8 protein-coding genes are annotated in these 15,195 nt (G+C 58.9%); 4 read left to right on the top strand and 4 right to left on the bottom strand.

Features of this window, described 5'->3' with window-relative positions:
* Complete coding sequence (locus EXQ56_10510; GenBank protein ID MSO20872.1) at positions 1-3,444, bottom strand: hypothetical protein; 3,444 nt, start codon at positions 3,442-3,444, stop codon at positions 1-3.
* 685 nt (positions 3,445-4,129) lie between these two features.
* On the opposite strand from EXQ56_10510, the gene EXQ56_10505 reads away from it, so the two are divergent.
* The 4 genes from EXQ56_10505 (at position 4,130) to EXQ56_10490 (ending at position 11,631) form a co-directional block, all read left to right on the top strand.
* Positions 4,130-6,073, top strand: a complete 1,944-nt coding sequence (locus tag EXQ56_10505; protein MSO20871.1) for a hypothetical protein — start codon at positions 4,130-4,132, stop codon at positions 6,071-6,073.
* Between the two features lie 250 nt (positions 6,074-6,323).
* Positions 6,324-7,976 carry an ankyrin repeat domain-containing protein gene (locus EXQ56_10500; GenBank protein ID MSO20870.1) on the top strand — a complete coding sequence of 551 codons (1,653 nt, stop codon included), beginning with the start codon at positions 6,324-6,326 and terminating at the stop codon, positions 7,974-7,976.
* Complete coding sequence (locus EXQ56_10495; protein ID MSO20869.1) at positions 7,973-10,285, top strand: DUF1592 domain-containing protein; 2,313 nt, start codon at positions 7,973-7,975, stop codon at positions 10,283-10,285. The genes EXQ56_10500 and EXQ56_10495 overlap by 4 nt, the downstream gene beginning before the upstream one ends.
* Positions 10,282-11,631 (top strand): DUF1552 domain-containing protein, encoded by a 1,350-nt coding sequence (locus EXQ56_10490; protein MSO20868.1) that lies wholly within the window; start codon positions 10,282-10,284, stop codon positions 11,629-11,631. The genes EXQ56_10495 and EXQ56_10490 overlap by 4 nt, the downstream gene beginning before the upstream one ends.
* Positions 11,632-11,701: 70 nt before the next feature.
* Here EXQ56_10490 and EXQ56_10485 read toward each other — a convergent pair whose 3' ends face one another.
* From EXQ56_10485 to EXQ56_10475, 3 genes are read right to left on the bottom strand one after another with little or no spacing between them, the layout of a single operon-like run.
* Positions 11,702-12,517, bottom strand: a complete 816-nt coding sequence (locus EXQ56_10485; GenBank protein ID MSO20867.1) for a hypothetical protein — start codon at positions 12,515-12,517, stop codon at positions 11,702-11,704.
* Positions 12,465-14,663: a TonB-dependent receptor gene (locus tag EXQ56_10480; GenBank protein ID MSO20866.1), complete on the bottom strand. Its 2,199-nt coding sequence runs from the start codon at positions 14,661-14,663 to the stop codon at positions 12,465-12,467. The genes EXQ56_10485 and EXQ56_10480 overlap by 53 nt, the downstream gene beginning before the upstream one ends.
* A 6-nt stretch (positions 14,664-14,669) precedes the next feature.
* Entirely contained in the window at positions 14,670-15,041 is a 372-nt protein-coding gene (locus tag EXQ56_10475; protein ID MSO20865.1) for a carboxypeptidase regulatory-like domain-containing protein, read from the bottom strand.
* Positions 15,042-15,195 lie beyond the last annotated feature (154 nt).

Here is a 15,195-nt window from a genome sequence, read left to right as displayed (position 1 = left end):
CTAAAACTCGAATTTCAAAGCCACTTGAATCTGCCGCGAAGTGCCTACGGTAGAGGTGATCCGCCCGCGATTCTCGCTCAACTGCCCCTGCGTGTTGAACACGGTGGTATCGGGCGCGGCGAAATTTGGATGATTGGGGAAATTGAAAAATTCCGCCCGGAACTGCAGTTTCTTGCCCTCCGCCACCGGAACGGTCTTGAACAACGAGATATCCATCTTGGAGAGGCCGGGACCGCTCAGAGTGTTTTTGCCCAGGTTCCCAAAATAACCCGCCGGGACCAACTCAAACTGTGATTCGTCGAACCAGTGATCCAGCTCTCCGATAACGGGGTTATTGTCTCCCCCGGCTTTCAGGTTGGGCCGGACCACGCAGCGGCAATATTGAGTGGTGGAATAGCCTCCGCCGGCGATATCCTTCGGCAGACCGGACCGCTTGGTGAAGACTCCGTTGATCTGCCAGCCTCCCAGCAGCGAATTGGCGACTTTGCCCATAGTGGAGCCGAAAGTCATGCCCTCGCCCACCGGAAGGTCGTAGGTAAAGTTTAGGTTGAAATTGTGGGGCACGTCCTGGTCGGCGCGGCCGCGGTCAAAGTTCTTGTAGTCCCAAAGATTGGTGGCTTGGAAGCCTCCTCCGAAGGAGCCGAACTCTCCTCCGGTAACACCCAGGCCCGCCGCTGCCGACAGGTTTTTCGACCAGGTGTAGGAAGCGCTCGCCTCCAGCCCACCACTGAACCGCTTCTGGATTCGCGTTTGCAGCGCGTTGTACCAGCCATCCCCAATATTGGCAAATGTTCTGGTGCTGTCCAGGGCCGGATTCTGAGAAGGCGCCAGGCGCGCGGTAAATTCCCTTCCCGCAGCATCCTTGCTCAACACCGGCTGGACTTCATTGACCACCGAACCGAGATCGACGCCCCGGGTCCCAATGTAAGTGGCGCGGGCCACCCAGTTCTGTCCAAACTGGCGCTCGAACCCAAGGTTCCACTGCATGGCGTAAGGATACTTGTAATCATAGGTGATGACCGTAGGTTGCAGCGTGCCCGTGCGGGGATCAATTCCCAGCAACGGATTGGGCCAGGTGGTGATGTCGCGCAAATTGATCCGGTTGGCTTGCGGAGGGTGGAACAGCGCGACCGAGTACTGATAGAACAGCGGCATTTCCTTGAACAAACCAAAGCCCGCGCGCACGGATGTAACTTTGTCGGGGCTATAGGCAAAGCCGATTCGCGGCGCGAAGCCGCCGAGAATGTCATGGAGCCGGAACATCGGCTTGTCTCCCAATTGGGTGTAGCCGGGGTCGCGTAGGACATCCAGAATGGAAGCCATCTTTCGGTTGACTTCCACGGGAGCAGTGAGTCTTTCCCAGCGCACGCCCAGGTTCAAAGTGAGGTTCGTCCGTACAGTGACATCATCCTGCGCATACCAGGAGAAGTAACTCTGCCGGTATCCCCGGTAGGTATCTCCCCGCTCGTACCTGTTGTCCGATGTGAGGGTGTGCGCAATGGTCGCGCTGCTGATGCCGCGGCAGTCCGTGGCGATACCCGTGCAGTAGCCTGAAGCGCGCTGGCCCGCCGTCAGAAAGTTCTTCATGGGGGCGTACCAGGCGGCGATGCCATGCACCCAGGTGGTGCGATCGACGTTCTCTTGATACCGCCGCACATCGGCGCCTAACTCCAGGGAGTGTCGGCCGTGAGTAATATGAATGGAGTCGTAGTAACTGTACGTGTTGGTCACAAACTGCACGGGGCTGGCCAGATAAGCTCCGGCGACGAACGTGCCCGGACCATTGTGTCCGCCTGGTATGAGCACTCCGGGAATTCCCCAGTTGCCGCCCCAGGGCACTCCGGGCACCACCTGGAATTGCGACGGCAGCCCTGGAAATTCGTCGACGTCGGTGCGCTCTCCCCCAGGCTCGCCGATGCACTGACACTGATTGCTGGTATTGCGCGTAAACCCGAAACGCGCGGAGTTCAGCACCGTGGACGAGAGGATGCGCGTCCAGTCCAGGGTGACAAAACGGTAAGTGCCCCACTCATTATTAGTGGGATGAGTCTTGCTGTCGCCCAGGAACTGAGCGTCCGGCAACTCTTTGCTGCTGTGATCGAGCACCAGCCGCCCGAAGACATTGTCATTGCTACTTACTCGCTGATCGATGCGGGTCATGTAGTAGTTTTCCCGGCCGGATTGTATCCGGCTGCCGCGAAACTCCTGAACGCCGTCATTCAGGTACAAGCCATTGCCGCGGGGAATCAAACCCAGGAAGGGAGCCATGTCTGGAAATAGCCCGCGAGGCAGAGTTTCCGTGACGGTCGCCTCTTCCTTCGTGCAGGTCACTCTTCCCGCGGGACAATTAGTAATTCGTCCCGCACGGGCCTCATCCGTCAGAACCGATCCAAAGTCGGTGGTTCCCAGGCTTTGCCGCAAGCCTTCATAGGAGCCGAAGAAAAAAGTGTTGTCTTTCATGATCGGCCCGCCCGCCGTGCCGCCGAATTGATTGCGCTTGAAGGGCGGGATAGTATTTTTAGCGACATCGAAAAAGTTTTTGGCGTCCAGCTTCTCGCTGCGCATAAATTCAAACACGCTGCCGTGAATGGCATTCGTTCCCGAGCGGGTAACGGCACTGACGATTCCGCCGATGGCCCGGCCGTACTGCGAACCGTAATTGGTCTGCAAGACCGTAAATTCGCGAATGGTGTCGACACCCAGCGTCTGGCCCAGCACGCTGACCGGCGGAGTATTGTTGATGGGATCGCTAATTTCGATGCCGTCCAGCAAGTAAAGGCTCTGTTGCGGCCGGGCGCCGTTCATGGTGATTCGGCCGCCGCCTTTCAGCGTGCTCTGCGGAATATCCATGTCCGTTACGACGCCTGGCTGGATGGCGGTCAGGTCCGTGAAGCTGCGGCCATTCAGCGGCAGCTCGCGCATCTGTGTCTCCGTTACCAGGTCGGCCACCGTGGAGTTGGTGGTCTCGAGCAGTGGGGCTTCCCCGCTGACCGTAACTTGCTCGGAAACCGAGCCCAACTGCATTGTGAAATCCAGCACCGCCTGCCGGCCGATGGTCATCTCGATGCCGCTGCGGAGCAGACTCTGGAAACCTTCCGCCTGCACGTTCACATCGTATCCGCCGAGCGAGAGTTCCTGTGCCCGGTAGCGGCCTTGGTTGTCGGTGACCACACTCCGAACAATTCCCGTGGCCACGTTGCGGAGGGTGAGAGAGGCGCCGGGAACGACCGCACCGGAGGTATCCCGCACCGTCCCCGAAATCGCCCCCATGGTCCCCTGCGCCAGCAGAGTGCCACCAGCCAGTAATACAAGGGCTGCCAGACTTCGTAAAAGTATTTGTCCTGTCATGTGAGTTCTCCTCCTCCATCCCCGATCCAGAGTGCAAGGCCGCAAGATTCCATTCGTGCGCGCTCGATTCCGCACGGCAGACGCCACAACCCGCATTACCCCTCCTAGTGTTGGCTATAGGTGTAAGCCACCGGGGCAATGACTGCCCAACCCTACCTGGGACGGCACCTAAATGTGTCCCAGGGGAAACGTGAGCGGGCAACAATCCGTTGAGCCAAAATCGCAGAGAGCGGGACGGCTGGCAATAAAGCTGCCCGCGCAATCCAACCCGCCAGCGGGCCGGACGCCCAGCGATGGCCTTGCTCGATGATGTTCGGCTCCCCGCTAAGAACCTGACCAAAACCTGCGACGCATAACAAAAAACATGATGGCTTCCCGCGTTAACGTCCTGTCCCGAGCCGATCAGTCTTCCATGATACGGCTACTTGTGCAACGGTATACCTCGCCTCCCGTTATGTTGTCAAGAGATAATTACGGAAATGCCTTGACAAGAAATTTCCGGGGTGCTAAATACTTGCATCAGCGCGAAGGCGCGCGAGAACTTTGTCTTGGCCACAGCGGTTCGCGCCTGGGCGGGAGTCAAATTCAGGCTGCAAGTTGAACACGAAAATTGGACTGATCACCAGAATCAATGGCCAATCACGGCTGATTCAGTTGGCGGTGAAATTCGAGTATTGATGGAACCGGGAATCGGCGCTCCCGGGACGGTTACCGTCCCGGGAGCGCCATCATTCAACCGCCTGTGCGCAGGCGCAAAGCAACAAAGAAAGGGAGCCTGGCTATGAAGAATTTATTTCTGTCGATAGTTTGCAGCGTGATTTTGTACATTCCGGCTGGATGGGCGCAGAACGTGAGCGCCCCCGCGAAGCTGGTGAACTATCCAACGATGATTCTCTACAACGGGAAAATCGTAACCATGAACGACACCTCGTTCACGTCGAATGTTGGCACCATCGCGCAGGCCATGGCGGTCCGGGACGGAAAAGTTTTTGAAATCGGGAACAATGCGGATATCCGAGCGCTCGCGGGACCGCAGACGCAGCAGCTCGACCTCAAGGGGCGGGAAGTGCTGCCGAGCTTCATCATGACCCACGAGCATCCAGTCGACTGGATGTGGACCGAGCCTCGCGCTTTCCGGCATGTTTTCCCGAATGATAGCGACATTATCTCGCGATATTTGCCGAACGTGCCGGTCAAAGAGCAATTCGGCATGTTTGAAGCTACGATGAAGGAAGCGGTATCCAAGGCCAAACCGGGACAGTGGATTCGCGTAAATCCCAACTGGGGTCCCACCTACGAGCGCGCCAAGGAGTTCAGAGGGCCAGAAAGCACCGGCGTTTGGGACAAATCGATTACCAAGGAATACCTGGACCTATTGGCTCCCAACAATCCGGTTTGCGTCAGTGGTGGTTTCACCAGCGCTTGCCTGATGAACACCAAGGGGGTGGAAATATATCGGTCTGTGCATGAGGAGATGACCGAGAGGGAGCAGCGAACGGGCAGGCTCGACCGCAACAGTCCTTCCGACACCATCCTCAAAAACCGAGTGCCCGAATTGGCGCAGCTCTTGAAGTCGGAATTGGAGTTATGGGCGGCCTCCGGCATCACCTCCTATGGCTCGGCGCCTTATGCGTTCACCAACCTTCAGGCCATGAACCTGTTGGATAAAAAAGGTGAAATGCCGGCGCGGATTGGTTGGTCATGGCAGCACCAAATAACTGGAGACGGAGCGTGGGAATTAGCTACCTTGCGGCATTTGTCCGGCATGATGGGAATGGGATCGGACTACTTGTGGTTTGTCGGCGCTTTCCCAGCTACAGGTCCTGGCTGCATGACCGTCCCGGAGATACCCAATTGGAGAGAGAAAGCGGGTATTCCTGCCCAGGCTTCTTTAGGTGGCGGTGAAGGCGGCGGCGGTAGTGGCTCTCCTGGATCGTGCAGCAACGACCCCGGCACGGATGATTATGCCGCGCTGATGCGCACCGCCCAGGCCGGCCTCCGCATTGCCACTATGCATACAGGTGGGGACAAAGGCATCGACAACATCATGGCGGCCATTGAAGAGGGAAGCAAGAAAGCTGGCATGACTACGGATCAGATTCGCGCCATGAGGCATACCTTCGATCACGGCGCGGGCGCGCCACGACCGGCGCAACTCCCGCGCATCAAGAACCTGGGCATGATGGTGAGTCAGCTCAATACCATCATTTGGGAGAATTACAGAGGCGCCTCGGAGATTGCCAAGCAGTATGGGCTTGAATACACCAGCTGGGTTGCGCCGCGCAAGAGTGTCAACGACGCCGGGATCATGAACTCGTTTGAGATTGACCGGCCGCTGCCCCATATGGTGTTTTTCTTCATCACCAAGGGAATGAACCGCTACAACGACAACGATAAAAGGGAGTACGGACCGGGAGAAAAGACGGACCGGATTACCCAGTTGAAGGCCCTGACGACCTGGGGTGGCTATTATCTGTTGAAAGACAAAAAACTGGGGATGCTGGCACCGGGCGCGTATGCGGATTTCATCGTCCTCGACCGGGATTTCCTAACGATTCCGGAGGCTGAAATTCCGAAGACACAGGTGCTAATGACGGTGGTGGGCGGGAAGACGGTGCATTTGGTTGCCCCACTCGCCAGAGAGTTTGGGACGCCGCCGGTGGGCGCATCCACCTGGGCGGAACCGATCCCGCAGGGATGGGAACCAAAACCGTATCCGAATTAGAAAACAATTCATCGCCCTGTGAGAGGCGGTTTTGAAAGCGAAACCACGGGAGTGGTTTTGTGTGCCCCGCAATGGGGGGCCGGATTATGAATGGGCGCGAGTCATGCTGGATTTGTTCGGCGGAAGCGCCCACCTTATTCGACGCAATGACTCAATCACAACACATACATAACAACACGATTGACACTCAGCCGGGAATGTGAACAATGGTTCCAAGAGGACGCGGGCCCTTGAACTTAGGAGGCGCGGGATGTACGCCAGTTGCAGTAACTCATTGGGAAAACTGGATATTGCAGGCGCCTATTTTCGTTTACTGGCGCTCGTCTCCGTGGTGACACTTTTCTCGGCATCGGCCCGTGCATTCCCCGCCCCTTTTGCCGCCACCCCTTTTGCCAATGACCTGCGCCTGGTGGAGGCAGCCCAGCGCAGTGATCGTCAAGCGGTGCGTTCCCTGCTGGAGCAGCGCGCGGACGTCCCCGCGGACGTTAATGCCAGGCAGTCCGACGGTGCGACGGCCTTGATGTGGGCCGTGCACTGGGATGATCTGGAGATGGTGGAACTGCTGCTGCGCGCGGGAGCCAACGTGAATGCCGCCAATGACTACGGCGCCACCGCGCTATGGCAGGCTTGTTCAAACGGCAACGCAGTCATCATGGAGAAACTGCTTCAGGCCGGGGCCGGTGCCAACACCGCCTTGCACACCGGAGAGAGCGCGTTGATGGCTGCGGCGGGCCGCAATGCGGCGGCCGTGAAACTCCTGCTGGCTCACGGAGCGGTATTGGACGCGCGGGAGCCGCAGGGGGGGCAGACCGCGTTGATGCGCGCGGTGGCCGAGAAACGCGTCGATGTGGCACGCATCCTCATCGAGCAAGGCGCGGACGTGAACGCCCGGTCCACGGGAGGATTCACGCCTCTGTTGTTTGCGGCGCAGCAGAATGATCTGGAGTCCGCCCGCGTATTGCTGGCCGCCAAAGCGGATGTCAATGCCTCCTCGCCGGAGGCCAGCCCGCTGTTGCTGGCGGCGGCCAGCGGCTATCATGAGCTGGAGATTTTGCTGCTCGATAATCGAGCCGATCCTCTTGCCGTGGATTTCAACGGCTATACTGCCCTCCATTACGCCGCCTTGCGCCGCAACAGTTTGGAGGCGATCAAAGCGCTGTTGAAGCACGGCGCGAATCCCAACCCACGGATATGGAAAGAGCCCGCCAAGGGACAACGGATTCCCATCGTCGCCGTCCCCTTCATAAAGTCGGAGGCCCGCGTGATCCGGGACGGCACCAAGGGCGGAACGGTGGCTATCGGCGCCACACCGTTCTGGCTGGCGGCGCAGGAAGGCAATGCCCCGGTGATGCGTCTGCTGGCGGCGAACGGCGCAGAAACCAAGACGGCCAATTTGGAAAATGTGTACCTGGAGGGCGGCAGCGGTCGTCGCGTGGACTACATGGCCAAGACGACTCCGCTGATGATGGTTGCCGGCGTTGGCCGTGTCAAAGGCAACTGGCCGGAATATACCGCGGAGGAAGAGAGCAGGCATCTCGAGGCATTGAAGGCGGCCGTCGAGCTTGGCGGCGACGTGAATGAGGCTAACGAGTACGGATACACTCCGCTGCATGGCGCCGCTTACGTGGGCGCGAACACGATGATCGCTTATCTGGTGGAGAAGGGCGCGAAGCTCGAGGTATTCGACAATTTCGGCCAGACTCCGCTGAGCATCGCCCTGCACGTCATCACCGACACACTGGGCGATAGTCTCGATGCCAGACCTCGCAAGTACCGGGATGATACCGCGGACGTACTGCTCAAGCTGGGCGCCAAACCTCTGGCTGAATCTGGCGTGAAAATTCTGGATCAGTTGGAGATTCATGTCGAAGGGCAGGCCGGAAAACAGGGGGGTGGAAAGTGAAGCGCGCCTCCTTGCTGGGCATGATGATTTACGCGCTAATAGCTTGCCTGCGGGCGGAGTCTCAGCAAGTTCCCTCGCCGCACCGCGCCCTGCTCGATCGCTATTGCGTGACCTGCCACAACGAAAAACTGAATACCGCGGGGCTTGTCCTTAACCAAATGGATGTGGACGATGCCCCGGTCGCGGCGCCTGTTTGGGAGAAAGTAATCCGCAAGCTGCGCGCGCGGTCCATGCCTCCGGCGGGCCTGCCGCGCCCCGATGAGTCGAGCTATGAGTCGCTGGCCGGGCATCTGGAAACAGCGCTGGACCGCGCGGCGTCCGCCACCCCCAATCCAGGCCGCACCGCCGCGGTGCATCGGCTGAACCGCAGCGAGTATGTGAATGTGATCCGCGACTTGCTGGCGCTGGATATAGACGGCGTTACGCTGTTGCCCGCGGATGATTCCAGTTTCGGCTTCGATAACAACGGAGACGTGCTGGGAGTCTCGCCCGCGCTGCTGGAAAGATATATGTCCGCCGCCGAGATCGTCAGCCGGCTGGCAACGGGCGACACCACCATCCGTCCGGCGCTGGAGACCTACGAAATTCCCGAGCGATTCACTCAGTTCGATCGAGCCAGCGAAGATCTTCCTTTCGGGTCGCGCGGCGGCCTGTCGATTCGGCATTATTTCCCTCTCGATGGCACGTACACCATCAAGATCGATCTGAAAACAATCGACGATGGACTCAATGCCGGGGAAGTGGTTGGGTTCGCCGAACCCAGGCAGATTGACTTGCGCCTGGATGGATCCAGCCTGAAGGTGTTCACGGTGGGGGGAGAAAACGCCACTCCTGCCAGGGATCTGCGGATACGCGTTCCGGTGAAAGCCGGCAGACGGACTGTGGGAGTTACCTTCCTGAAGGAAGCCAAAAAGCCTGAAGGATCGGCGCGCGAATCGCGGGACTTGTCCGGCGTCAGCGCCGTAACCATCGGCGGGCCGTATGAAGTTACCGGACCGGGCGAGACTGCCAGCCGCCGCCGAATCTTCGTATGTTCTCCAGCCAGCAGGAAAGACGAGACTCCCTGCGCCGGCAGGATACTCGCGACGCTCTCCCGGCGCGCCTACCGCCGCCCCGTGGGCGACTCCGACCTGAAGCCTCTGTTGGGGCTTTATGAGGTCGGGCGTAAGAACGGCGACTTCGAGGCGGGAATCCGCATGGCGGTGGAAGGGATACTGGTAAGCCCCGGCTTCCTGTTCCGGGTGGAGCCGGACCGGCGGGGCCTGCCGCCGGGCAGTTCGTTCCCGTTGAGCGACCTGGAACTGGCATCGCGCCTTTCATTTTTCTTGTGGAGCAGTATGCCGGATGATGAGTTGCTCGGTCTGGCCGAGCGCGGGCAGTTGCAGGACCCCGCCATTCTGGATGCGCAGGTTGCGCGCATGATGCGCGATGCCCGCTTCGATTCGCTCATCAACAATTTTTCCGGACAGTGGCTGCAGCTCCGCGACCTGGAAGACAAGGGGCCGGACCGGGAAGTCTTTCCCGGCTTCGACGAAAATCTGCGCCAGGCTTTGCTGCGGGAGACCGAGCTGTTTTTCGGCGGCATCCTGCGGGACAATCGCGGCGTCGGCGACCTGCTGACCGCCAAGGATACTTATTTGAACGAGCGGCTGGCGCGGCACTACGGAATTCCCAATATCTTTGGCAGCCAGTTCCGGCGCGTGGAATTGAAGGAGGATGCCCGGAGGGGATTGCTGGGCAAAGGCAGTATCCTGACCGTAACTTCCTACAACAGCCGCACGTCTCCGGTGCTTCGCGGCAAGTGGATACTGGAAAATATCCTGGGGACTCCCCCGCCGCCTCCGCCACCCAACGTGCCCTCCCTCAAGGATGACAAGGAGCAGAAGAACCTCACCATGCGCCAGAGGATGGAGGAGCACAGGAAGAATCCCGCCTGCGCCTCCTGCCACAAGGTGATGGACCCGCTGGGATTCGCCTTGGAAAACTTTGACGCCATCGGCCAGTGGCGCACCACCGCCGGCGCGGACAAGACACCCATTGACGTCTCCGGCGCCCTGCCCGACGGCACGCCGTTTCAGGGGGTCTCCGGTCTTCAGGAGCAGTTGAGACGAAACCCGGAACAGTTTGCCCGCACGTTCACGGAAAAAATGATGACCTACGCGCTGGGGCGCGGAGTGGAGTATTTTGACGCCCCCGCGATTCGCAAGATTTTGCATGAAGCCTCGCCGGACTACCGCTCATGGTCATTGATCACGGGCATCGTGAAGAGCACGCCATTCCTGACCAGGAGGTCGAAGGACGCCAAATGATAATCATGAAGAAATCACTGCCCAGGCGCACATTCCTGAAGGGAGTCGGAGCCACGCTGGGCCTTCCGTTGCTCGATGGCATGGTTCCGGCATTCGCCAGCGAGCCTGCCGGAAGTCCGGCCAGGCGTCTTGCGTTCGTCTACATCCCCAACGGGGCCATCATGGAGAAGTTCACTCCCGCCACGGAGGGAGCGGGATACGCGATGACTCCCATACTGGAGCCGCTGGCTCCTTTTCGGGATCAGTTGCTCGTGCTCAGCGGACTCTCCTCGGTCCAGGCGTTGGGCTTGGCGGGAGAAACCGGAGGCGAGCATCCCCGCGCCTGCGCCACCTATCTGACTGGCGTGCATGTGGTGACGCAGAATATCCGGACAGGAAACAATGAAGTCCGCGCCGGCATTTCGGTTGATCAGATCGCTGCCCGTGAGCTGGAAAAGCATACGGAGATAGGTTCGCTGGAGATCGGCATTGAAGATTCCGAGCTAACCTGCGACGGTAGTTGCGCCTACTCCAACACCATCAGTTGGCGCGATGCGACGACTCCCCTGCCGATGCAGAATCAGCCGCGCGCTATTTTTGAACGAATGTTCGGGCCAAGCGACAGCACCAGCCCGCAGGAGCGCACGGCTCGCATTCGCCGCAACCGCAGCATCCTGGATTTCGTGAACGGGGAAGTCAACCGGCTGATGGGGAACCTGGGTGCCGGCGACCGCGCGAAGGTGGATCAGTATCTGGATGCGGTGCGCGATGTCGAGCGGCGCATCCAGAAAGCCGAGCAGCAGACTGGGCGCAACCTGCCGACCATGAGCCGCCCCGCCGGAATTCCTGAAACTTTCCGGGATCACATCAAGCTGATGTTCGATCTGATGACGCTGGCTTTTCAGACTGACCTGACACGCGTGGGGAGCCTACAGGCAGGACACGAGATGAGCAACGCGGCCTATCCCGAGATCGGCATCAGTGACCCCCATCATCCGTTCACGCATCACCAGGGCGACCCGGTTAAGATCGCCAAGTCGATCGAAATCAACATCTATCATATGACCATGTTCGCCTATTTCCTGGAGAAGCTGCGCTCCACGCCGGACGGCTCCGGCTCGCTGTTGGATCATTCAATGATTGTCTATGGCAGCGGACTGGGAGACGGCAACTTGCATATTCCCAAGAGCCTGCCCATCCTGCTGGCCGGCGGAGGATGGGGCCGCATCCAGGGCGGGCGCCATATTCGCTACGAGAAGGACACGCCGCTGTCGAATCTTTATCTGGCACTGCTGGATCGTCTGGGATTGAACGTCGAAAAGTTCGGAGACAGCACGGGAAAACTCCCGTCCCTGTCTTTGGCATAGGCCGGGCCGTAAGGCTGGCGTGGGTTGCGCCGGCTCCAGCCCTGACCTTCCGGCTGTAGAAATCACTTCACTAAAAAATCAATTTCAGGCTCAACTGTATTTGCCGAGCGGTCTGACTGTTCTCGATACGTCCGGCGGTAGCGCTCGGTCGTCCAGCGTTGTCGAACACATTCCGAATTGGATTGCCCAGGTTGACGCGGTTCAGGAGATTAAACGCCTCAAAGCGGAACTGCAAATTTGCCGCCTCAGTGAGCGCCGTATTCTTTGTCAGGTTGATGTCCAAGGATGCGAACCCAGGCAGCGTGAACGTGTTTCTTCCCAGATTCCCAAAAGTTCTGGCCGGGGGCTGCGCGAAAGCGCACGGATCAAAATAAGTTTCCGCCGTGCCCAGAGCAGTTCCCGGCGCGATGATCCGGCCAGCAGTTCCCGGCGCTATCGATCCCGGTGGATTGATCACGCCGGTGTTGCTGATGTCGCACCCCGCCGATTGGCCCTGAATGGGATTGCCGCTGGCGCCGAAGACCAGATCGGGCCGCTCATTCTGGATGCCGATCGCAGTCAGTCGGTTGCCAATGGAGATCGATCCCGGGAAGCCGTTGCGCAGCGTTAAGATGCCGCCGATCTCCCATCCCGCCGCCACCTTGTTTGCCCTGCGACCCATGCCGCCGCCGAAACGTTTGCCCGCGCCGACTGGCAGTTCATAGGTGCTGCCCAGCGAGAAGACATTCCGGGCATCATAGGCCGAAAGTCCTCGGAACAGGGATTTATCCTGAAAGAAAGAGTTCGTTTCCGTCACGTCGGAGTCGCTTCCACCCGCGTTTCCGGAGATGTCATCAATCGTTTTGGAATACGTATAGGAAGCGGTGAACTGCAGACCCTGGTTCATCCGTTTGACCACGCTGGCTTGCAGGGAATTGTAGAAAGAATCCGCCATGGGTCCCCGGAACAGCATATTGTCGAAGTTGGGATTGGGGCGCGGGGGGGGCGGGGAACACTAATCTGCCGTTAATACTCTGCCCGTAGGGAACATTGACGTTGGCCAGCGCGTTCAAGCGCACGCCACGCGAGCCGGAGTAACCCGCAGTGGCCACCATGGACGAACCGAACTGCCGCTGCAGAGTCAAATTGTACTGCATCATGTAGGGCGAGCGGGTCTTATAGGGCGGAAACTGCGGCGCAGGCCGGCCAGTGCAGACCGGGTTCGATGGTCGCGTAGGATTCTCCCGTCCACACAACGAGTATATATTGGGGAACGGCACATTGGCTCCGGAAGCCTGCAGGTCCACCAGGAACGGTGGCATGCGCCACAGCATGGTGCGGAACCAGCTTTGATCGAGCTGGACGAAGAAGAGGCCGAATCCCGTCCGGAGAGCGGTGGTCCCATCGCCAAATACGTCCCATCCTAAACCGATCCGGGGAGCGAAGTTCTTGAGCGTGGGATTCTTGATCCACGGATTGCCGAGCGTGATATCACTCATCCCGGCGCGCAACAGGAACTCCAGGTCGCCGTGGAAGTTTCCGACTCGTCCCCACTTCTCCGTTGGCACGGTTCCAAATTCGTACCGCAGACCCGGATTCAGCGTCAGGCGGGAAGTGAGGCGCAACTCATCCTGAAAGTACAGGGCAATCAGGTTCCACTTGAGCGTGCGGTAGGCATCATCGAAACCGTCAATAATCGCCCCCCGGAAAGTGTTGGGGATCGCGCGCAGGAAATTACCGACGTTGCCAAACGCGTAGTTTCCCGCCGGCTGCGACGGGAAGTAAACATTGAATCCGTTTCGACTCCAGGCAATTCCAAACTTATAGGTGTTGCGCCCTTTGGTGATGACCACATCATCAACGAATTGATAGGAGTTGATGTGCCTGTCCGAGGTCGCTTCGGCAACGCCGACGGTGTGGAGGCCGCTTCCTGGATTGAGCGTTCCCAGGAAGGAAAACTTCGGAGTGAACAGGAGAGAGGGGTCAACGACGCGAGGATCGAGCAGGCCGTTGAAGGGCTGTGTTCGGGAAAAGCCCAGTCGCACTGAGTTGAGCAGCGACGGCGACAGGATTTGTTTGTCCTCCAGCGTAACCAGATGATTGCCCTGGGTATTGAGTACTCCGGCTTCACCGGGGAAAATTGGTGGCGTGCGCTGCTCCGAGGTCAGGTACGTGTACCGCAAGAAGGCCAGATTGTTATCGTTGAACTGGTGATCCACACGACCTTGATAATAACTGTCATCGGTGGGTATGGTTCTTTGCGTGATATAGTTCGCCGTCCCGTCTCCAAAAACTTCACCGTTTGGCCTGGGCCAGAAAGCCAGGTAAGGAGTGATTCGCGAATCAATCGCCACGGGCACGGTGGCGGGAGGAACGATGCCCTGCCGCAACGAATCGGAAAAAGTCCGCCCCACGGCGGTCTCGCCTAGCCGCTCGCGCAGTGCCTCATAATTTCCAAAGAAAAAAGTCTTATCCCGCCGGATCGGCCCTCCGAGGCTAAATCCAAATTGGTTTCTCTTGAACTCTGGCTTTTCATCGCCAAAGGCATCGTCTTCCCACTGTGCGGCATCGAAGTTGTCATTTCGCAAGGCCCAAAAAGCGGTTCCGTGCATGGTATTGGTTCCGCCCTTGGTGGTAATGTTGAAAACCCCTCCGGCGCCACCGCCGAACTCCGCGCTGTAGGCATTGCTGTCCACCTTGAATTCCCGCACTCCATCGGCTCCGAGAAAGTTTCCAGACATTCCTGTGGGAGTCTTCTTGTTGTAGGACTCGATCGCCACGCCATCCATGTAAAAAACATTCGTTGTGGGACGCGCTCCCGAAACCACCAGCAGCTTGCCACCGCCCGGCTCAGGATCGCCGCCCGTGTAGTTCACAACACCGGCCTGAAGTGTAACCAGTTGAGCCAGGTCGCGACCGTTTAGGGGCAGCTCGGTGATTCGAGAGCTGTCGATGGTGTTGCCCAGACTTCCACCGACGGTATTGACGAGCGATGCCTCAGCCGTTACTTCAACAGTCTGCGTGATCGAGCCCAATGGCAGATCGAAGTTCAACGCGACCTAGCGGCCAACTGTCAAGTCGATGCCGCTGCGCACAATCGTCTGAAAACCTGCCATTGATGCGCTAACCTTATATCGCCCCGGACTCAACGAGGGCACCTGGAAACGGCCGGCCGAGTCCGACTGTGTGGTCCGAGAGATGCCGGTCTCTTCGTTTAGGGCAATCACCGTGGCTGCGGGCAGCATCGCGCCACTCGAATCCTTAACGGTTCCGAATATGGCGCCTGTGGTGACCTGTGCGGACACGGACACGACCGCGCAGACACACAAAAGGCTTGCCAGGGAAACTGTTCTGAAAAGCATAGCCAACCACCTCCCCGATATATTACTGACATCTGTCATTTCCGGCCGCTGCGGGATATGATTTATCATTGGCGCGCGGCTAGTTCGCTTTGGGCTCCCAGCCGGTGGGGATCGCCTCGGCCCATGTGGTCGGGCCGACGGCAGTCATGCCGACTTCCTTCGCGTAATCCGCGGTCAGATGAATCACCTTGCCGCCCACGGCGGTCATCAGCACTTTAATGTT

The organism is Acidobacteriota bacterium, assembly GCA_009691245.1.
Lineage (GTDB): Bacteria > Acidobacteriota > Terriglobia > 2-12-FULL-54-10 > 2-12-FULL-54-10 > SHUM01.
Note: the sequence above shows the minus strand (reverse complement) of the source record. Positions and strands in the feature narration are given on the sequence as shown.